The organism is Streptomyces parvus, assembly GCF_032121415.1.
GTDB lineage: Bacteria > Actinomycetota > Actinomycetes > Streptomycetales > Streptomycetaceae > Streptomyces > Streptomyces globisporus_A.
The window spans coordinates 3131377-3150972 of sequence record NZ_CP135079.1 but is presented as its reverse complement, the minus strand read 5'-3'; the positions used below and the strand labels follow the sequence as shown (position 1 = coordinate 3150972).

19 protein-coding genes and 1 pseudogene are annotated in these 19596 nt (G+C 72.1%); 7 read left to right on the top strand and 13 right to left on the bottom strand.

Going from position 1 to position 19596, the window contains the following annotated elements; genetic code table 11:
* Positions 1 to 12: 12 nt before the first annotated feature.
* From pstS to mshD, 6 genes and pseudogenes are all read right to left on the bottom strand, one after another.
* A complete protein-coding gene (pstS, locus tag RNL97_RS15095; RefSeq protein WP_030582121.1) occupies positions 13 to 1149 on the bottom strand; it encodes a phosphate ABC transporter substrate-binding protein PstS in 1137 nt (378 codons plus the stop codon).
* Between the two features lie 198 nt (positions 1150 to 1347).
* On the bottom strand, positions 1348 to 1773 hold the full coding sequence (locus tag RNL97_RS15090; protein WP_030582118.1) for an NUDIX hydrolase: 426 nt from the start codon (positions 1771 to 1773) through the stop codon (positions 1348 to 1350).
* On the bottom strand, positions 1770 to 2981 hold the full coding sequence (locus tag RNL97_RS15085; protein WP_313750792.1) for a CHAD domain-containing protein: 1212 nt from the start codon (positions 2979 to 2981) through the stop codon (positions 1770 to 1772). The genes RNL97_RS15090 and RNL97_RS15085 overlap by 4 nt, the downstream gene beginning before the upstream one ends.
* Positions 2968 to 5205: an RNA degradosome polyphosphate kinase gene (locus RNL97_RS15080; RefSeq protein WP_030582112.1), complete on the bottom strand. Its 2238-nt coding sequence runs from the start codon at positions 5203 to 5205 to the stop codon at positions 2968 to 2970. The genes RNL97_RS15085 and RNL97_RS15080 overlap by 14 nt, the downstream gene beginning before the upstream one ends.
* Positions 5206 to 5626: 421 nt before the next feature.
* Positions 5627 to 5846 (bottom strand): annotated as a pseudogene (locus RNL97_RS15075) (AAA family ATPase); the annotation flags it as partial.
* Positions 5847 to 5898: 52 nt separating this feature from the next.
* Positions 5899 to 6822, bottom strand: coding sequence for a mycothiol synthase (mshD, locus tag RNL97_RS15070; protein ID WP_030582106.1), 924 nt, complete (start codon positions 6820 to 6822; stop codon positions 5899 to 5901).
* Positions 6823 to 7073: 251 nt separating this feature from the next.
* On the opposite strand from mshD, the gene RNL97_RS15065 reads away from it, so the two are divergent.
* The 3 genes from RNL97_RS15065 (at position 7074) to RNL97_RS15055 (ending at position 10090) form a co-directional block, all read left to right on the top strand.
* The gene (locus RNL97_RS15065) at positions 7074 to 8879 is read left to right on the top strand and encodes a bifunctional metallophosphatase/5'-nucleotidase (RefSeq protein ID WP_313750791.1); all 1806 of its coding nucleotides are present in this window, start codon (positions 7074 to 7076) and stop codon (positions 8877 to 8879) included.
* Between the two features lie 110 nt (positions 8880 to 8989).
* Positions 8990 to 9673 carry a hypothetical protein gene (locus RNL97_RS15060; protein WP_030582101.1) on the top strand — a complete coding sequence of 228 codons (684 nt, stop codon included), beginning with the start codon at positions 8990 to 8992 and terminating at the stop codon, positions 9671 to 9673.
* Between the two features lie 48 nt (positions 9674 to 9721).
* Positions 9722 to 10090, top strand: a complete 369-nt coding sequence (locus RNL97_RS15055) for a hypothetical protein (protein ID WP_313750790.1) — start codon at positions 9722 to 9724, stop codon at positions 10088 to 10090.
* Positions 10091 to 10225: 135 nt separating this feature from the next.
* Here the strand turns inward: RNL97_RS15055 and RNL97_RS15050 are convergent, their stop codons facing one another.
* From RNL97_RS15050 to RNL97_RS15040, 3 genes are read right to left on the bottom strand one after another with little or no spacing between them, the layout of a single operon-like run.
* A complete protein-coding gene (locus tag RNL97_RS15050) occupies positions 10226 to 10933 on the bottom strand; it encodes a B3/B4 domain-containing protein (protein WP_030582095.1) in 708 nt (235 codons plus the stop codon).
* Positions 10934 to 10972: 39 nt separating this feature from the next.
* Positions 10973 to 11620, bottom strand: a complete 648-nt coding sequence (locus RNL97_RS15045) for an FMN-binding negative transcriptional regulator (protein ID WP_243314328.1) — start codon at positions 11618 to 11620, stop codon at positions 10973 to 10975.
* A 29-nt stretch (positions 11621 to 11649) separates the two neighbouring features.
* Positions 11650 to 12486: a DMT family transporter gene (locus RNL97_RS15040; protein ID WP_030582090.1), complete on the bottom strand. Its 837-nt coding sequence runs from the start codon at positions 12484 to 12486 to the stop codon at positions 11650 to 11652.
* A gap of 122 nt (positions 12487 to 12608) precedes the next feature.
* On the opposite strand from RNL97_RS15040, the gene RNL97_RS15035 reads away from it, so the two are divergent.
* Positions 12609 to 13199, top strand: coding sequence for a helix-turn-helix domain-containing protein (locus RNL97_RS15035; protein ID WP_030582087.1), 591 nt, complete (start codon positions 12609 to 12611; stop codon positions 13197 to 13199).
* 27 nt (positions 13200 to 13226) lie between these two features.
* Here the strand turns inward: RNL97_RS15035 and RNL97_RS15030 are convergent, their stop codons facing one another.
* Complete coding sequence (locus RNL97_RS15030; protein ID WP_243314327.1) at positions 13227 to 13814, bottom strand: isochorismatase family protein; 588 nt, start codon at positions 13812 to 13814, stop codon at positions 13227 to 13229.
* A 153-nt stretch (positions 13815 to 13967) separates the two neighbouring features.
* Here RNL97_RS15030 and RNL97_RS15025 point away from each other — a divergent pair, with 153 nt between their 5' ends.
* Complete coding sequence (locus tag RNL97_RS15025; RefSeq protein WP_243314326.1) at positions 13968 to 14957, top strand: GlxA family transcriptional regulator; 990 nt, start codon at positions 13968 to 13970, stop codon at positions 14955 to 14957.
* Between the two features lie 63 nt (positions 14958 to 15020).
* Here RNL97_RS15025 and RNL97_RS15020 read toward each other — a convergent pair whose 3' ends face one another.
* Together RNL97_RS15020 and RNL97_RS15015 are read right to left on the bottom strand one after the other, a co-directional pair.
* Positions 15021 to 15815: a hypothetical protein gene (locus RNL97_RS15020; protein WP_313750789.1), complete on the bottom strand. Its 795-nt coding sequence runs from the start codon at positions 15813 to 15815 to the stop codon at positions 15021 to 15023.
* 243 nt (positions 15816 to 16058) lie between these two features.
* Positions 16059 to 17057 (bottom strand): GlxA family transcriptional regulator, encoded by a 999-nt coding sequence (locus RNL97_RS15015; RefSeq protein ID WP_313750788.1) that lies wholly within the window; start codon positions 17055 to 17057, stop codon positions 16059 to 16061.
* 71 nt (positions 17058 to 17128) lie between these two features.
* On the opposite strand from RNL97_RS15015, the gene RNL97_RS15010 reads away from it, so the two are divergent.
* On the top strand, positions 17129 to 17470 hold the full coding sequence (locus tag RNL97_RS15010) for a cupin domain-containing protein (protein WP_030582072.1): 342 nt from the start codon (positions 17129 to 17131) through the stop codon (positions 17468 to 17470).
* A 124-nt stretch (positions 17471 to 17594) separates the two neighbouring features.
* Here the strand turns inward: RNL97_RS15010 and RNL97_RS15005 are convergent, their stop codons facing one another.
* On the bottom strand, positions 17595 to 18260 hold the full coding sequence (locus RNL97_RS15005) for a fascin domain-containing protein (RefSeq protein ID WP_313751630.1): 666 nt from the start codon (positions 18258 to 18260) through the stop codon (positions 17595 to 17597).
* A 380-nt stretch (positions 18261 to 18640) separates the two neighbouring features.
* Here RNL97_RS15005 and RNL97_RS15000 point away from each other — a divergent pair, with 380 nt between their 5' ends.
* Positions 18641 to 19576: a phosphatidylinositol-specific phospholipase C gene (locus tag RNL97_RS15000; RefSeq protein ID WP_243314324.1), complete on the top strand. Its 936-nt coding sequence runs from the start codon at positions 18641 to 18643 to the stop codon at positions 19574 to 19576.
* The last annotated feature ends 20 nt before the right edge of the window (positions 19577 to 19596 follow it).

The window sequence follows — 19596 nt, the reverse complement described above, 5'->3', positions numbered from 1 at the left end:
CGCCCCGGGGTGTTACGAGAGGGAGCCGATGGTCTCGCGGACCTTGGCGTTGATCTCGGCCGGGATCGGGGCGTAGCCGGCGTCGGTCAGGATCTTCTGGCCGTCGTCGGAGGCGGCGTAGGAGAGGAAGGACTTGACGGTGTCGAGCGTCTCGGGCTTGTTGCCGCTGTCGCAGACGACCTCGTACGTCACCAGGACCAGCGGGTAGGCGCCCTCGGCCTTGGTGGTGTAGTCGAGGTCGAGCGCCAGGTCCTTGCCGGTGCCCTTGATCTTGGCGGCGGCGATGGCCTTGGAGGCGTTCTCCGACGTGGCCTGGACCGGGGCGGCGCCACCGGTGTTGATGTCCACGGTCGGGATGGACTGGGACTTGGCGTAGGAGAGCTCGAAGTAGCCGATCGCGCCGTCGACCTGCTTCACCTGGGCGGCGACGCCGGAGGAACCGGACGCGGCCTGGCCACCGGGGGCCGGCCACTTCTTCTCGGCCTCGTACTTCCAGTCGTCCGGAGCCGCGGCGCCGAGGTACTTGCCGAGGTTCTGCGTGGTGCCGGAGTCCTCGGAGCGGTGGAAGGCCTGGATGGCCTTGTCCGGGAGGTCGACGCCGTCGTTCAGCTTGGCGATCGCCGGGTCGTTCCACTTCTTGATCTTGCTGTCGAAGATCTTGGCGAGGGTCGGGGCGTCCAGCGTGAGCTTGTCGACACCCTCCAGCTTGAAGCCGATCGCGACCGGGCCGCCGACCATCGGCAGGTTGATGCCCTGGCCGGTCTTGCACATCTTCTTGGAGTCGGCGACCTCTTCGGGCTTCAGCGCCGAGTCGGAGCCGGCGAAGCCGACGGTGCCCTGGTTGAAGGCGACGATGCCCTCGCCGGAGGAGGACGAGTTGTAGTTGATCTCCACACCGGAACAGGCGGCCATGTAGTTCTTGACCCAGAGGTCCATGGCGTTCTTCTGCGCGCTGGAGCCGGAGGCGCGGAGCTGGCCCTTGGCCTTGCCGCAGTCGACGTTCGACGCGGCGGTCGTCTTCTCGCCGGTGCCGGCCGTGCCGCCGCCCGTGTTGTCATCCGAACCGCACGCCGTGAGGACCAGGGCGCCGGAGACGGCGAGGGCACCGAGCGCGGTGGCACGAAGCCGGTTCTTGCGCTGAAGCTTCACTTTCGGGTGTTCCTTCCAGGAGCCGCCGTGGTCGTTTCGTTCTACGACGGCGTGCGATGAGGAGGGGTGCCGTGGCTTGCCGCCGCGCACCTTGTACGTCCGAAATTAGGCAGAACAGGTGAAGCCGTCGACGGGGGAGGGTGAACGGCAGGTGAACCGTGTCGGGCAGGCGGGTGCGGGGCCGGTCCGAAGCGGTGGTCAGGGCCTGGGCAGCGTGTCCAGGAACGCGGTCAGCTGCCGGACGTCACGGGGCTGGGTGAGCCGGGCGCGGGCGGCGTCGGGGGCCAGCCACAAGATGCGGTCCACCTCGTCGTTGGCCGTGAACGAGCCGCCGGTCGCCTCGGCGGCCCAGTACGCGACCTCCTTGGGCCGCCCGTCCACCATGTAGTGCGCGGTGGGGAGGCGGGGGCCCGGCGCGCAGTGGTGCCCGGTCTCCTCCAGCACCTCCCGTACGGCGGCGGCCAGCGGCTCCTCGTCGCGCTTGAGCTTGCCCTTCGGGAAGGAGAAGTCGCCGTACTTCGGGCGGTGTACCAGGCACACCTCCACGCTGCCGCCGTCCGGGCCGCGCCGCCACAGCACGCATCCCGCGGCGCGGATCACGGGGCCGCGGGGGTCCGCGCTCATGGCGCCGTCAGGGCCGTGGCATACGGCCAGGTCTCGCGGAACACCGCCCGCGCCGCCTCCACCTCGTGGCGCTGGTCCGCGTGGAGCACGCCCAGCGCGTACGCCGTGGCCGGGGCGATCCGGGGTGTGCGGGCCGCCGCGGCCGCCGCCGCGGCTGCCTCCACCGCGTCCCGGTGCAGGTCGAGGGCGTGCCCGCAGGAGGCGAGGGCCGGGGAGGCGGCGCCGAGGACGACCTCGTGGGCGTACCGGTGGAGCCGCAGCAGCAGACGGGCCTGGTGCCACGCCGCGTCCTGCGCCTCGTTGTACGGCTCGGAGTCGGCGGGCGGGAGGGCGGCCACCGCGGCGAGGAGGCGTTGCTCGGCGCGTTCGGCGGGCTCCAGGAGGGCTTCGGCGGTCCGGGCCGTGGTGCCGGGGGCCAGCGGCACGTCGGAGGCCAGGAGCGCGACGGCGTCGGCGACCGCGTGGAACCGGGAGGAGCCGAGCGCCTGGAGGGCGGCGGAGTGCGACCGGGTCCGGGCGAGGGTGAGGCGGCGTTCCAGCAGCGCCCCGGCGCGCGCGGCCCCGACCCCGAGCGCGGCACGGCCCTGGGCGTCGGACGCGGCGGCTTCCCCGGCGGCCCTGGCCCCCCGGGCGGCGGGGAGGGCGGGCCCGGAGAGCTGGTGCAGGGCCTCGACGAGCCGGGTGAGCCGGCCGGCGTAGGCGTGTTCGCGGGCGAGTACGCCGGAGAGCCAGGCCAGCTCGGCGCGGAGCTGGTCGGCCCAGTGCGGGTCGAGGGCGGCCCGGAAGGTGTGCAGGGAGCCGCTGATCCGGCGGGCCGCGCGGCGCAGTGCGCGGATGGCGGCCGCGGCGTCGTGGCCCCCGGACTCGGCGGGGGCGCTGTGCTCGTGGTGCAGGCGCAGGCTGCGCAGGAAGTCCGCGGCCTGCCCCCTGAGGTAGGGCGCGAGGACCGCCTCCGTGGTCAGGTCCCCGGCAGGGTGGCCTGCTGCGGCGCGGGCCGCGGCGGGGCCGGTTCCGGAGGGTCCGGGCCCGGCGGGGCTGGTTCCGGAGGGTCCGGGTCCGGCGGGGTGCCCCGGCGCCGTGGTTCCGTCGGGAGGGCTTGTCGCCCTCGTGGTCCCGTCCGGCGGCGCGTCCACCGTGGCGTCGGTGCCGGTCCCCGGGGCGGGATCCGACGTGGGCCGGGTCGTCGTCTGCTGGTCAGGGCGTCGCACGCCTGCGCCTCCGGGCGTCGATGAGCATTTCCTGGACGTGCCGCAGCGGCTGGCCGTCCGCGTCCGTGGCGTGCCGGGTCCAGTTCCCGTCGGGGCCCAGGTGCCAGGAGGAGGTGGTGTCGGCCATACCGGTCTCCAGGAGTCGGCTGAGTGCGGCGCGGTGGGCGGGGTCGGTGACCCGGACCAGGGCTTCGATCCGGCGGTCGAGGTTGCGGTGCATCATGTCGGCGCTGCCGAACCACACCTCGGGCTCGCCGCCGTTGCCGAAGGCGAAGATCCGGGAGTGTTCGAGGAAGCGGCCGAGTATGGAGCGGACCCGGATGTTCTCGGAGAGCCCGGCGACCCCGGGGCGGATCGCGCAGATCCCGCGCACCCAGATGTCGACGGGGACTCCCGCCTGGGCCGCCCGGTAGCAGGCGTCGATGATCGCTTCGTCGACCATCGAGTTGACCTTGAACCGGACGTAGGCGGGGCGGCCGGCCCGGTGGTGGGTGATCTCCTTGTTGATACGGGCGATCAGCCCGTCGCGCAGGGACTTCGGGGCGACCAGGAGACGGCGGTAGGTCTCGCGGCGGGAGTAGCCGGAGAGCCGGTTGAACAGGTCGGAGAGGTCCGCCCCGACCTGCGGGTCCGCCGTGAGCAGGCCGAGGTCCTCGTACAGCCGGGCCGTCTTGGGGTGGTAGTTGCCGGTGCCGACGTGGGAGTAGCGGCGCAGGGTGTCGCCCTCCTGGCGGACGACGAGGGAGAGCTTGCAGTGGGTCTTCAGCCCGACGAGGCCGTAGACGACATGGCAGCCCGCCTCCTCCAGCTTCCGGGCCCACTTGATGTTGGCCTGCTCGTCGAAGCGGGCCTTGATCTCGACGAGGACCAGGACCTGCTTGCCGGACTCGGCCGCGTCGATCAGGGCGTCCACGATCGGGGAGTCGCCGGAGGTGCGGTACAGCGTCTGCTTGATGGCCAGCACGTCCGGGTCGCCCGCCGCCTGCTCCAGGAACGCCTGGACGGAGGTGGAGAACGAGTCGTACGGGTGGTGGAGCAGGACGTCGCGTTCGCGCAGGGCGGCGAAGATGTCGGGCGCGGAGGCGGACTCCACCTCGGCCAGGTCCCGGTGGGTGCCCGCGATGAACTTGGGGAACTTCAGCTCCGGCCGGTCCAGCGAGGCGATGGCGAACAGGCCGGTCAGGTCGAGCGGTCCGGGCAGCGGGTAGACCTCCGCGTCGGACACCTTCAGCTCGCGGACCAGCAGGTCCAGGACGTACGGGTCGATGGACTCCTCGACCTCCAGGCGCACCGGCGGACCGAACCGGCGGCGCATGAGCTCCTTCTCCAGGGCCTGGAGGAGGTTCTCCGTGTCGTCCTCCTCGACTTCCAGGTCCTCGTTCCTGGTGACCCGGAACATGTGGTGCGCCAGCACCTCCATGCCCGGGAACAGCTCCTCCAGGTGTGCCGCGATGACGTCCTCGATGGGGACGTACCGCTGCGGGGACGCCTCCAGGAAGCGGGTCAGCAGCGGCGGGACCTTGACCCGGGCGAAGTGGCGGTGGCCGCTGACCGGGTTGCGGACGACGACGGCGAGGTTGAGGGAGAGCCCGGAGATGTACGGGAAGGGGTGCGCGGGGTCGACGGCCAGCGGGGTCAGGACCGGGAAGACGCGCTGCCGGAAGAAGGTGAACAGGCGGGCCTGCTCCTTCTCGGTCAGGTCCGGCCAGCGGATCAGCTGGATGCCCTCGTCGGACAGGTCCGGGGCGATGTCCTGCTGGAAGCAGGCGGCGTGCCGCGCCATGAGTTCGCGCGAGCGGGTCCAGATGAGGTCCAGCACCTCGCGGGGCTGGAGGCCGGAGGCGGAGCGGGTGGCGACGCCGGTGGCGATGCGGCGCTTGAGGCCGGCCACCCGGACCATGAAGAACTCGTCCAGGTTCGAGGCGAAGATGGCGAGGAAGTTGGCCCGCTCCAGGATGGGCGTGGCCGGGTCCTCGGCCAGCTCCAGCACCCGTTCGTTGAACGCGAGCCAGCTGCGTTCGCGGTCCAGGAACCGCCCCTGGGGCAGCTCGTCGCCGTCCCGGTCGGGCTCGTAGGCGTCCGCGTCGGCGTCGAGATCGGGATCCAGGTCGGCGGCGGTGGAGAAGCCGACCCCGTGGGACGCCGGGGTGGCGTGCGGCCGGTGCGCGGCGAGCGAGCCGACGGACGGCTGGGCGGGGACCTCGGAGCTGGGCTGCTGGCTCATGGACCTATTGTTCCGCGCGGAGCGCCCCTCAGGCGCGTCGGAGCCCGGAAAGATCGCGGAAGGCCCGGGGAACCCGGGGTCACGGGCTCTCCCGTCGCGGCGGGGGGCGGGCACAGCTGGCTGCATCCCGCGAGGGTCGCAAGAGCGTCTGAATGGCCGGTAACGGCGACATGACGTACAGGAAGCGGTGTGCCTGCGGGCGGCCCTCGCGGTCACTGTACGTGTTCGTCGTCCGGGCCCACCCCTCGTGGGGCCCGGACGACGGGTCTCGCCGGATGCTCCGCTCAGCCGTGCAGGCGGCGCAGGACCCGGAAGGCGGCGAACACGGCGAGGGCGGCGAGGGCCGGGAGGATGCCGGTCTCGACGAGCTGGAGGGGCCAGTAAGGGGAGGCGGGGTGCACCTCGGCGAAGGAGGCGACGGCGCCCCGCCGCCGAGCCGGACGCGTCCGCCCGACGAACAGGAGGTAGTCGCAGGCGCCTTCCAACTCGGTGAGGATGTGCGAGGACATCACGATGGTGGTGCCGTGCTCGGCGGTCTCCGCCGTCAGGACGCCCATCAGCTCATGCCGGGCGAGGGGGTCGAGGTCCGCCACCGGCTCGTCCAGCAGCATCAGTTCGGGCCGCTTGCCGAGGGCGAGGGCCGGGAAGGGGCGGCGTCAAGTGACGCCGCCCCGCGGAGGTCTGACGGAGGGTTCAGGACTCCGTGCGGTACATCAGGTCCACCTCGTGCGTGGTGAAGCCCATCCGCTCGTACACCGTCACGGCCGCCGTGTTGTCCGCGTCCACGTAGAGCATCGCGGTGGGCAGCGCCTCGGCGGCCAGGTGGTGCAGGCCGATCGAGGTCAGCGCCTTGCCGAGGCCGCCGCCCTGGGCCTCCGGCAGGACCCCGACGACGTACACCTCGCCGACCTGCTCCTCGGCGTGCACCTTCGTCCAGTGGAAGCCGACGATCTCCCCGTCCCGCTCGGCCAGGAAGAAGCCCTTCGGGTCGAACCAGGGCTCCGCCTCGCGGTCGTCCAGGTCCTGCTGGGTCAGCGACCCCTGCTCCGGATGGTGGGCGAAGGCCGCGCGGTTCACGGCGAGCCAGGCGGCATCGTCCCGCCCCGGCTCGAAGGTCCGTACGGTCACACCCTCGGGCAGGACCGGCTCGGCGAGGTCGAGCGGGATCAGGCTCCGCCGCAGCTGGCGCAGTTCGCGGAAGAGGGAGAGGCCGAGCACCTGGGCGAGGTGGCGGGCCGCGGCGGTGCCGCCGTGCGCCCAGACCCGCAGCCGTTTGCCGGTCGCGGCGAGGAGGGCGGCGCCGAGCGCGCGGCCGTGTCCGTTGCCGCGCCGGTCGGGGTGGACGACCAGCTCGGCGGCCGGGGCCTCGACCGGGTCGGTGTCCTCGAGCTGGGCGTATCCGGCGAGCGTGCCGTCGACGGTGAGCAGGAAGTGCCGTACGCCGTCGCGGTGTCCGCCCCGGATCCGGAGCCTGCCCTGCTCGGAGACCGCCTGCCGGCCGTCGGACGCGGCCGCCTCGGAGAGCAGGGCGAGGACGGCCTCGGCCTGTGCGGAGCCGAGTGCGTCGAGGGTCTGAATCTCGCGTCCGGGAGCGGGGAGGGGTGCGTCAGTCGTCATGCCTCCGAGCGTACGGCGACGCCGCGCCCGGGGGTGGCGCGGCGGGGCGGGGTGCGCGGTCGGGGCGCGTGCGGGGCGGGGAGCCGGGCCGTCCGCGGCGGGGAAGGCGGGCCGTTCATGGTGCGCAAAGGAGCCATTTGGCCGGATGGCAACCAGTCCGTAACCCCGAACACCTGTTGCGCTACGCGCGTTGACTCTAGGCTGCGGCACGCAGGATGCAGTACTGACACCACTGACACACAAGGGGACCGATGTCAGCGACTCCACAGAAGAACCGCGCGTCCCGGCGGGTGCTCGCCGCCGCGGCCGGTCTGGCCACCGTGGGCGCGCTCGTCGCCGCGATGCCGGCCGGGGCCCATGACCGGGGCCACGGGCACGGCCACAAGCCCCGTACCGTCGACGTGCAGTTGCTGTCGTTCAACGACCTGCACGGCAATCTGGAGCCGCCGGCCGGTTCGGCGGGCAACGTCTCCGAGACGCAGCCCGACGGCACGGTCAAGGCGATCCCGGCCGGTGGCGTCGAGTACCTGGCGACCTCGCTGCGCACCGCGCGCAAGGGCAACCCGTACTCCGTCACGGCGGCCGGCGGCGACATGGTCGGCGCGAGTCCGCTGCTGTCGGGCCTCTTCCACGACGAGCCGACGATCGAGGCGCTGAACGGTCTCGACCTGGACGTCACGGCGGTCGGCAACCACGAGTTCGACGAGGGCGCCACCGAGCTGGCCCGCCTCCAGAACGGCGGCTGCCACCCGGTCGAGGGCTGTTACGAGAAGGGCAAGAAGTTCAAGGGAGCGGACTTCCCCTACCTCGCGGCCAACGTGACCAAGGAGAAGACCGGCAAGCCGCTGCTGAGGCCGTACACCGTCTGGAAGAAGAACGGCGTCAAGATCGGCTTCATCGGTGTGACCCTGGAGGGCACCCCGGACATCGTCACGGCCAACGGCGTCAAGGGCCTGAAGTTCCACGACGAGGTCGAGACGATCAACAAGTACGCCCGCGAGCTGGACCGCAAGGGCGTCAAGTCGATCGTGGCGCTGATCCACGAGGGCGGGGCCGCCGCCTCCACCTCGTACAACTACGACTGCGACAGCCCCGGTGCGGGCGACGGCATCTCCGGCCCCATCGTCGACATCGCCAAGGGCATCACGCCGAAGGTGGACGCCCTGGTCACGGGCCACACCCACCAGGCGTACGTGTGCACGGTCCCGGACCCGTCCGGCAAGCCGCGCATGGTCACGTCGGCGTCGTCGTTCGGCAAGCTGTACACGGACACCACGCTGACCTACGACCGCCGCACGAACGACATCGTCCGTACGTCGGTGAAGTCCGCGAACCACGTCGTGACCCGGGACCAGCCCAAGGCCCCCGACATGACCCGCCTCATCGACCGCTGGAACAGGCTCGCGGCCCCGATCGCGAACAAGCCGCAGGGCTGGATCAGCGCCGACATCAACGGCCGCGGCTCCACGGCCCCCGAGAAGCCGCTCGGCAACGTCATCGCCGACGCCCAGCTCGAAGGGCTCGCCCCGGCCGACAAGGGCGGCGCGGAAGTCGCGTTCATGAACCCGGGCGGTATCCGCGCGGACCTGGTGCACAAGGCGTCCGGCAGTGAGGGCGACGGGGTCGTCACCTACGGCGAGGCGTTCACCGTGCAGCCGTTCACCAACATGATGAACGTCGTCGACCTGACGGGCGCCCAGTTGATCGCCGCACTCCAGCAGCAGGTCAGCGGGGCGAACGCGGCCAGCCCGAAGATCCTCCAGGTCTCCAGGGGCCTCACCTACACGCTCGACCTGACGAAGAGCGGCGCGGACCGCGTGGTCGCCGACACCATCCGGCTGAACGGCGAGGCGATCGACCCGGCGCGCACCTACCGTGTCGCGATGAACGAGTTCCTCGCGGGCGGCGGCGACGGCTTCCCGGCCCTGGGCGCTGGCACGAACAAACTGGTCGGCGCGTCGGACCTGGACCTGTTCAACGCCTACCTGGCGGCCCACTCCACGGCCACCGCCCCGCTGGCCCCGCCGGCGACGGACCGGATCACGGTCATCCAGTAACCGTGGTGTGAGGTGAGGGAGGGGCGGCGGGCCTGCGGGCCTGCCGCCCTTTCTTGTTGACCCTTAAAGTGGGCAGCCGGTTGTCGGACCCCCCCCAAGGAGAGTCCCGGGTGAGCAACGTACTGAGGATGAACAGCGGTCGGCGAAAGGTCCGCAGCCTCACCCCGCCGCCCACGGTCGAGGACACCATCGACTTCTTCGACGGATCGGGGACGCACAGCGTGGTGGCCCGCCCCGAGCGCGAACTGCCCCCGGGCGGCGTCCCCGCCTACCTGGAGGCCCGCAGGACCGGTGCACGCTCCTTCGTGCTGTGGGCCGACGAGCACCGCCGGGAACGGGTGGCGACCGTGGTGACCCGGTCCGCCGACGGCGGGGTTGCCATCTTCCAGGTACTGGGCCCCCAGGGAGAGTTGATCGGCACGGTCGTGCGCGAGAAGGCGCTCCGGGGCCGGGGCCTGCGCACCCGCTGGACCGTGACCCAGCCCGGCGGCCCCGAGATGGTGGGTTACAAGGGGCGCATCGTGTGGTGGTTCGTGTGGTGGCTGTGCCTGCCTCTCATGGTGGTGGTCGTCGTCGCCACCCTGCTCGACGGCGCCCCGGGGAACGAGGGCGGGGCCGCGCGTGCCCCACGGCGCATCCGTTGGCGGGCGGCGGGCCGGATGCCGCTGGAGTTCCGGTCGCGGGGCGACAAACTGCACCTGCACGCACCGGAGGTGGACTGGCGGCTGGGCGCGGCGCTGATCGCCCTGGTGCGCAGCTTCGGCGCGGCGATGTGGGACGGCCACAGGACGTGACCCGTGACGGGGTGGTGTTCCGGGGCGGTGCGGCGTAGAACTGGGCCCATGCCCGCCCAGCAGCCACCGCCCACGCACCGCCCCCACCCGCCCGGTGCGCCCTGGGAGTTCGCGCCGCCCCAGCCCTCGGAGGTGACCGCCGGCTACCGCCGTTGGGCGGGAGTCCTCACCTGGTCCGCGATCGTCGTGGGGGCCCTCATGGCGGTGGCGTTCGTGGTGAGCGTCGTCCTCCTCGTACGGGCGGACCAGGACACGAGGAACGCGGCCTACGGCTACCTCGCCCTCTTCCTCTGGTTCGGCATCGCCGCCGCGGTCCCCGTCCTGCTGGCCCTCGCGATCCCCGGCGCGCACATGAGGCGGCGGGTGCGGGAGCAGCAGCGCTGGGGCGGGCCCGGCGGACCGGGCCGCGGTGAGTAGGTGCTCGCGGTACGTGTGGTGCTCGCGGGTTTCGCGGGAGGGCGCGGTCGCAGTCGTCGCAGGTCTGGCAGGAAGGTCGCGCGTCTGATCGTCCTCTGGTGACGGGACGCGGGCGGTGACGGACCTCGGGCGGTCTCAGACGGTGGCTTCAGGCTGCTTCCGGGTGAGGTGGTGAACCGTGGTCGCTGCGGCGTGCGGGATGAGCAGGCCGCGCAGTTCTTCGGCGGCGGCTTCGAGGAGGTGGCCGTCGCGGGTGGCGTGGAGGGTTTCGAGGACGAAGGCGACGTGGGTGGAGCCTTCGGTGACGCGGGTGCGGTGGGCGTCGCGGTGGTTCCAGTGCCGGGTGAGGACGTCGGTGGTGTCGGCGTAGATGATCTCGCCGGGCTTGGGGTTCTCGACGGTGTCGGGTTCGCCGAGCGGGGTGAAGGTCTCGGTGCCCTCCGCGTAGCGGATCCCGATGTCGCCGGTGACGTGGTCGAGGTCGAAGGCTCCGGCGGGCAGGCCGTGACGGACGGAGACGGCGTTGTAGGAGTCGACGGCGGGGCTGATCCGGGGAAGGGTGCCCTTCTTCGCCATGCGGCGTCCCAGGGCGTCGACGCTGGGGCGGATGCGGCGGGGGTTGGTGCCGAAGGAGCGGTAGGCCGTGTGCCACGCCTCGATGCGCGGGTCGCTTTCGTCGGCGGGGGACCAGGCGCCGGAGGCGAGGTCCCGCTCCAGCTCCTCCATGGCGGCGGCGGTCCGGGGCCAGGGCGCGCGGCCGTCCAGGCCGCCGGCGCCGACGACGGTGATGAGGGTGTCGGGGAAGGCGTCGGCGACGGCGGGGCTGATACGGAAGGTGGTCATCGCGGGGAATCCGTTCGGGGAGGGGCGGGACGGTGGTGGTCAGGGTTTCCAGGTGCCGACGCGGTCCAGTCGGCGGAGCTGCTGGGCCGCGGTGGGTGCGTCCAGAGCGGTGCCGCGTTCGGTGAGCCGGCGGGCCGTGCCGGTGCGCTGCTCGACGGGTCTGTGGTCGTCGTACTTGAACTTCGCGCGGACCTCGGCGACAGCGAGGCGCAGGCCGCGGATGCCGGGCAGCATCCGGCCGTAGGGCGGCTGGTCGGGGTCGATGGGAGCGTGGTCGCCGTCGGGCTGGAAGTGGGCCATCTGCCGGCGCAGCAGCTCGGCCTTGGCCTCGGGCCCGTCGACGACGGAGGCCCGGCAGAGGAACTGGACGGCGGCGTAGTAGCTGGTGGGGACGGAGTCGGTGGGCTCGGTACCGGGCTTGGCGCGCCAGGGCCCGGGGATGAAGGCGTAGTCGCCGGTGACCGTGAAGGTGACGTCCGGGTCGGCCTCGATCGCCTTCCAGACGGGGTTGGGGCGGGCGAGATGCACGAGCAGGTCCGTGCCGTCGACGGTGAAGTGGGTGGGCACGACGACCGGTGCGTGTCCGCGCAGGCCGTTGACGCTCAGCAGGCCGAAGTCGTGGTCGTTCGCGATCCAGCTCTGCCATTCGGTGTCGTCGAGGGCGGCGTCCCAGGGCTGGATGAACATGCCGGTCTCCTTCCGTGGAGGGTGGTGGTTCAGGTGAGGGCGAGGAGGCTGACGGCGACGGCGGCGGTGCCCAGGCCGATGAGTTGGCCGCGGTGGATGCGTTCGGCCAGGACGTTGCGGGCGAGCAGGACGGTGGCGGCCGGGTACAGGGCGGTGATCACGGCGACCACGGCCAGGTCGCCGCTGCGGGCGGCGAGCAGGAACAGCAGATTGGCGATCGAGTCGAGCACCCCGGCCGCCGCGGAGATCCCGTAGGCGGGCTTCTCCGCGCCCAGCCGCCGGAACATCGCCCCGGCCGCGGCCAAGGTGACGGCGGAGGACACGGCGCGGCCGACGATCAGCGGGCCGACGCCGCTGTCGGAGGGCGCCTGGTGCAGGAAGACCAGCTGCAGGGCGATGGCGGCCCCTGCGCCGAAGGCCAGGAGAAGCGCGGTACGCGAGGGGCGGGCCGACTTCGCGCCGTGCCCGGCGCTGACCAGCACCACGGCCGCCAGCGCCAGCGGCAGGCCGAGCAGCCCGGCCGGCCCCAGGCGCTCGCCCTGTGCCAGCCCGACGCCGACCGGCAGCATCGCCGACACCAGGGCGGTGATCGGGGACAGCACGTTCATGGGGCCGATCGCCAGGGTCTTGTAGAGCAGGGCGAACGCGGCGGCCGACGCCACACCGGACGCGGCGCCCCAGGCCAGGGTCGCCGGCGCGAAGGAGGCGCCGAGCAGGGGCCACAGCAGCAGCTCGACGGTGAGCGAGGCCGGGGCGGCGATCACCACGGTGCGCAGCACATGGGCCTTGCGGGCGCCCAGGCCGCCGAGGAAGTCGGCGCATCCGTAGGCCAGGGAGCTGCCCAGGGCCAGCAGCAGAGCGATCACGGGGAGTACATCCCTTACTATCAATGGAACGACTACACCGTACAACGCACCGACCGTGGGCTGTCAACCGACCGACCGCGTGGACCAGTGCAGTGACCGACCCGCTTGGAGGGGTGACAGCGATGACCGAGACCGAGGCGGCGCTGCGAACGCTCTCGCACAACGTCCGTGCGGCCCGCACCCGCGCCGGACTGTCCCTGGACGAACTCGGCCGCCGGGCCAAGGTCAGCAAGGGCGCCCTCGTCGCCCTGGAGAAGGCGCAGGGCAACCCGAACTTCGCCACGCTGGTCCGCCTCGCCGACACCCTGGGCGTCTCGGTGTCCGCACTGATGGAGGGGCCGGTCGAAGGCCGGGTCCGCGTCGTGTCCTGCGACACGGTCATGCCCCTGTGGGCCGGGGAGAAGGGCGGCGAGGCACGGCTCATGCTGACCACCTCGGGGCCGGCCCCGGTCGAGGTCTGGCGCTGGAGACTGGAGCCCGGCGAGGAGTACCCCAGCCACCCCCACCAGGCCGGCGTCGTGGAAACCGTCAGCGTCACCGCCGGACGGATGGTCCTCGTCGCCGACGGTGCCGAGCATCCCGTCGAGGCCGGACAGACCGCCACGTTCGACGGCGACGTCCCCCACGCCTACCGCGGCGCGGGCACCGGGACCTGCCACCTGATCATGACCGTCCACCTCCCGCCCGCCCCCGCCCGAGGACTGCCCGCCTGACCCGCTGGTCCGGGCCCGCGGAGCAGCTCATCGGGCGATCTCCTTCTGGGACGCGACGACGACCCCGTACAGGTCGCCGATCGTGGCCAGGGCGCTGTGGTGCACCTGGGCGGCGTCGAGGTCGGAACCGAGCGCCGGCAGGGATCTCGTCGCGCAGGCGTCGGCGACGACCGTGGGACGGTTGCCGCGCAGGAACGCGCCCTCGGCCGTGAACGCCACGCACATGTGCGTCATCCAGCCCGTGATGATCACGTCCTGGCCGGCGGGCACGTGCTCACCGAGGTCCGTGCCGTGGAAGGCGTTCGGGACCTGCTTGACGACGACCGGCTCTCCGTCGGCCGGGGCGACCGCCGGGTGGATCCGCCCGATCTCGGCCCGGATGTCGTACGGGGTGCCCTCGCCGCCGTCGTTGATGACGTGCACGACCTTCGTCCCCGCCTCGCGGGCCCGGGCCAGCAGGTGCGCGGCGGCGTCCAACGAGGGCTGCCAGCCGTCGAGTTCCAGCACGCCGCGGGTGTAGGTGTTCTGGAAGTCGACGAGGATCAGCGTCGAGCCGGTCAGCGTGGCCGGGGTCGCGTCGAAGCCGTTGAGTTCGCGCAGGGTGGTTCGGGACATGGGTGTACCGCCTCGGGTCGTACGTAGGGGAAGTGCTCGCCCGTTCCGTGCGGGGAGCCGTTCTCCACGCTAGGAGTCGCCCCGGATGTCCACAATGACGTCTAGCATGCAGATACCGACATGAGGCGGCGTGCCGGCGGAGGAGGGCAACCCATGGATACCGTCCGACGGCTCGTCGTCATCGTGCTCTTCGGCGGCGTCGACCTGCTCGACGTCACCGGGCCTCCCGAGGTCTTCTCGCTCGCGCGCCGCGAGACCGACGACGCCGCGGGATATGAAGTCGTCCTGGCCGCCGAGACGTTGGAGCCCGTCACCACCGCTGCCGGGGTGCGCATCCTGCCCGACACCACCTTCGACGAGGCCGCCGGGCGGAGCATCGACACCCTCATCGTGCCCGGTTCGGTGGAGATCGACAGCGAACGGCGGGTGCACGCCCTCGTCGATCCCGAGCTGGTGGAACGGGTGAAGACGCTCGCCGCGCGGACGCGGCGGACCACCTCCGTCTGCGTCGGGGCACATCTGCTGGCCGCCGCCGGGCTGCTCGACGGCAAGCGCGCCACCACGCACTGGTCGACCGCCCGGCAACTGGCCGACGAACACCCGGAGATCGAGGTCGACGCCGACCCGATCTTCATCCGCGAGGGCGATGTGTGGACCGGCGCGGGGATCAGCGCCTGCCTCGACCTCTCGCTCGCCCTGATCGCCGACGACCTCGGCGAGGCCGTCGCGCTGCGCGTCGCCCGGCAGCTCGTGATGTACCTGAAGCGGCAGAGCGGGCAGAGCCAGTTCAGCGTTCCGCTGGAGCAGATCTCGGCGACGCGGCGCATCGAGGATCTCCGGCACCACATCCTGCGCAACATCGGCCGCCGGCTCACCGTCGTGGACCTCGCGGAGTACGCGCATGTCAGCGACCGCCACCTGACCCGGATCTTCAGGACCGAGCTCGGGACGACCCCGCACGCCTACATCGAGTCCGTCCGCGTCGAGAAGGCCCGTAACGAACTGGAGTCCTCCGACGCCACCCTCGAACGCATCGCGTCCGTCTGCGGGTTCGGGACCGTGGACACGTTGGTACGGGCGTTCCGGCGGCGGTTGAACGCGACGCCGACGGAGTACCGGAGCCGGTTCCGGGCCTCCCGCTGACAGGGCGAGAGGCTTTCGTGACGGTGGTGGATCCCGGTGGGCCGGGCGGAGCGCGGCGTTCCGTCAGGAGTAGGAGGCCTTCAAGGTCTTCACGGTGCCGGACGGCAGGGCGAAGGACGCCGAGGCGAAGCCCTCGAAGGTGCCGCTGGGGCCGACGAGGTTCCGCGAGACCGTGGCCGACCAGTTGACGCTGCGCCGGGTGCACGACGGGTCGCACAGGTCGCGGCTGGAGGCCGAGGTCGTGCCGTCGTTGACGGTGCCGACCCGGACCGTACGCGGCTCGATCCACTTGCTCTTCGCGGGGTGCACGGCGATCTGGCCGCGCTCCTGCATGACCCCGCGGTGGGTGCGCTCGTGCCGTCGTACGCAGACCTCGCCGGCGCCGGAGTAGGTGGCGCACTTCTCCGCGAGCTGGAACCAGTTGCTCCAGGAGGCGGAGACGTCGAAGTTGCCCGCGGTGGACTCGCCCCGGACCGTGTAGCTGCCCGGGACCGTCTTCACCGAGGACCAGGGGGACGACCAGGCGGTGGTCTGCTGCGGGCAGCCCCCGGCGCACACCCCGACGACCCCGCCGGAGGTGGACCAGACGTAGGTGGTCGGCTTCAGCCAGTTGCCCTCGGTGGGGGTGAGGGTGGTGCGCGCCCGGTAGCCGTTGACCGAGCCGGACGGGGTGACGCGCTTCTGTACCTCGGCGCAGACCGAGCCGAGCGGCTGGGCGTCGACGTCGTTGATGGTCTCGCAGTTCTTGTCGTGGGTCCGCCAGGTGTCGGCGGCGACGGCGGTCGGGGCGGCCAGGATGGTGCCGACGACGGCGGCCGTGGAGACGAGGGGCATCAGGGTGGCGGTGAGTCCGCGCACGGGATCCTCCGGGACTGATCGGTGAAAGAGGCAGGCACTCCGTGGGCCGGTGTCCGGCACGGGCAGCTCTGACGACGTCGTCCGGTGCGTAGTTGGTTGCATGTGCGACGACTTCGTGTCCGCCGTGCGGGTGACGTGGCTCGGCAGGTGGCGCGTGCGGTGTTCGGGTGAACTGCCTTACAAGGGATAGACGGTGTCGCGCCATCGGCGGTTGCTGGGTCCGTTCCGATCGGCTCGGTTCGCTCAGCCGTCGACCGTACTCTTTGCTGGTGCCGCTTCGCCGAAGAGGCGGCGGTACGCTCCGGGCGTCGTCCCGACCGCGGTACGGAACCGCCGCCGCAGGTTGACCGCCGACGACAGGCCCACCCGGGCCGCGACCGTCTCGACGGGCAGGTCGGTCCGCTCCAGCAGGGACCGGGCCGCGTCGACGCGCTGCCGGAGCAGCCACTGCCCGGGGCTGACACCGACCTGGCGGACGAAGCGGCGGGCGAAGGTGCGCGGGGAGAGTCCGGCGTACGCGGCCAGCCGGCCGACGGAGAGGTCCGTCGCCAGCCGGGTCAGGGCCCACTCCAGGACGGGGGCCAGCGACGCGTCCGTCCCGGCGCCTGTGACGGGCGGGGGCGCGTACTGGAGCTGGCTGCCGTCCCGGTGCGGTGGCAGCACCATGCTCCGGGCCACCTGGGCGGCGTAGGAGGAGCCGAGGTCGGACCGTACGAGGTGGAGGCAGAGGTCGATGCCCGCGCCGCTGCCCGCACTGGTCGCCACATCGCCGTGGTCGACGTACAGCACGTCCTCGGCGACGCTCACCTCGGGGAAGGCGTCGGCCAGTTGTCCGGTCCGCCGCCAGTGCGTGGTCGCGCGCCGCCCGTCCAGCAGCCCGGCCCGGGCGAGGACGAACGCGCCCGTGCAGATCGACACGGTGCGCGCCCCGCGCCGGTGGGCCGCCCGCAGCGCGTCGAGGACGTCGTCCGGCACCGGTCCGCCGGGCGGCTGCCAGCCCGGTACGACGACGGTGTCCGCCCTCCGCAGGGCGTCGAGGCCGCTCTCGACGAGCAGCGGGTACCCGGCGGTGGTCGGCAGAGGGCCGGGCCGCCGCGCGCAGACCTCGAACGTGTAGCGCGCCGGCAGTTCCGCGTGGTCGCCGAACACCTCGGCCGCACACGCGAGTTCGAAGGGCGACTGCGGATCGTTGAGCAGCGCCACCACGTGATGGGGCCGGGAGGTGGTCACAGGCGTGGGCATGGCAGGAAAGTACCCGAGGATGTCAGAACGGACACTCGCCGCGGATGATCGCCCCGCGAGACGGTGGAGTCATGAGCGAGGAGACGCGAACGAACGAGGCGAGCCCCCTGAAGACCGTCGTCCAGGTCGACGACGTCGAGGCGCACGAGGTGGCCCCGGGCATCGTGCGCCGGAGGCTGCCCGCCACGGCGTACGCCCGGGGCTGGCTGATCGACTTCGCGGCCGGCGCGGAGTGGCCCGAGGTCGACGAACACGCCACGGAGGAGCGGTACTTCGTCCTGAGCGGCGAGGTCATCGACGGCGGCGAGCGCCATGGACCTGGGGCGTACGTCGTGTTCGCGCCGGGCAGCGAACACCGCCCGCGTACGGAGAAGGGGGCGCGGATGCTGGGCATCTCGCTGATGAGCGCCTGAGCGCCTGAGCGCCTGAGCCTGAGTGCTGAGCCGGGGGTCTGCCCCCGCCCGCCCGGAACAGGGGACCGGGCGGCCGGGGGCGGACTCGTTCCCGCGTTGCGGCCCGCCGCCGCCCGCTGTGGTGTCAGCTGCCGATCTCGAAGAGCTCGAACTGCTCCCAGGAACCGGTGACTTCGAGGGACCGGGCGCGCAGCGCGTACTGGAGCGAACCCGGGTAGCCGTTCTCCATGGCGACGAAGCGGCCGTTCAGCGCGGACTGGAGCGCCCAGCGGTCCACGTCCTCGTTGTAGTAGAGCGTGAACCGCTCCCAGGTGCCCGCGCCGGTCGAACGGGCGCGCAGGACGTTCTGCGTGTTGCCGGTGTAGTTCCCCTCGACCGCGACATAGCGGTTGTTCGCCAGGGACTTCAGCGCGTACGTCTGGGTGGCCTCGTGCCATTCGAAGGCGAAGCCCTCCCACGCCCCGGTCACCGCGGCGGAACGCGCCCGCAGGAGACCGGTGTCGGGGGCGGGGTAGTTCTTCTCGGTGGTCGTGAACTTTCCGTTGCGGACCGACTTGAGGGCGAACGTTCCGGAGTTGTCCGCCTGGGCGGAGGCGCTGCGGCCCCCGGCGGCCGGGGCCGGGGTTCTCCCGTCGCTCCCGGCGATGCTCGCCAGCTCGGCCCCGTCCACCCTCTCCCACCCGGCGGGTGCGGCGGCCGGCCTGCCGTTCTGCGGTGCGGCGCCCGCCGCGGGGGCGGCGAGGGCGGAGGCGGCCAGCAGGGCGCTCAGGGACAGCAGGGCGGAGGTCATGCGTCGCACAGGTCTTCCTCGCATTTTTTCGATGGATTCCGCGACGGAGGGAAATGAAGGCGCCGACCGCTGCTCGTGGGCTTGCCGTAAATCGCTTTTTCCCCGCCGCGAGACCGGCGGAGAGGGCCGGTCAAGTGGCCCTAGAATAAAGGTGTTTCGCTATTTCGGGCAATCTTTTTGTGTGGCTTTGGTAATTCCGGCCGACGACACATTGAATATTCCGTTCCGCGGTATTCCGTTAACCTCGACGCGGCTCTGCGCCGCGGGGAGGAGCGCACGTCCCCTTTCCCGAATGACGTGCACCCGACAGAATCCAAGGGTTCCCGCCCGGTCGGGCCCGGCCCGGTCCGCCCCCCCCACGGCCCTTGGAGGCACCCCGCATGTCCACCCCCGCGCGCACGTCCGAGTCCGCGTCCTCTTCCCGGCCCTCCCGCAGAGGCTTCCTGGCCGGTGCCCTCGCCGTATCCGCCACCGCGATCGTGGGCACGGGGCCCGCCGTCGCCGCCACGCGGGAGAAGGCCCGGGCGGTCCGGGGGACGCAGGACTGGATGGCCGCCCTGCCCGACGGCACCGCGCTCCAGCGGCTGACCATCCCGGGGACGCACGACTCGGGGGCCCGGTTCGGAGGGCCCTGGTCGGAGTGCCAGAACACCACGATCGCGCAGCAGTTGACCAGCGGCATCCGCTTCCTCGACGTACGGTGCCGGCTCATCGACGGCTCGTTCGCGATCCACCACGGGGCGTCCTTCCAGAACATGATGTTCGGCGATGTCCTCATCGCCTGCCGGGACTTCCTCGCCAACCGCCCGACCGAGACCGTGCTGATGCGGGTCAAGCAGGAGCACTCCTCCGAGAACGACACCGCGTTCCGGGCGGTCTTCGACGACTACCTCGACCGGCGGGGCTGGCGGTCCCTCTTCCGCCTCGACTCCACTCTCCCCGACCTCGGCGGGGCCCGCGGCAAGGTGGTGCTGCTCGCGGACAACGGCGGGCTGCCCGGCGTGCGCTACGCGGACCCGGCGCTCTTCGACATCCAGGACGACTACATGGCGGAGCCGTTCGCCAAGTACCCGAAGATCGAAGCCCAGTTCCGCAAGGCGGCTTCGCAGCCGGGCAAGTTCTACATGAACTACGTCTCCACGGCGGCCCTGATGCCGCCCCGCTGGAACGCCGACCGGCTCAACCCGCAGGTGCACTCCTTCATGGAGCGCGCGGAGACCGCCGGGTGGACGGGGCTCGGCATCGTCCCGCTCGACTACCCGAACCAGCGGTCCGGGCTCGTCGAGTCGCTGATCCGGCACAACCCGACGGGGTGAGCGGAGGGCGCCCCGGTGCC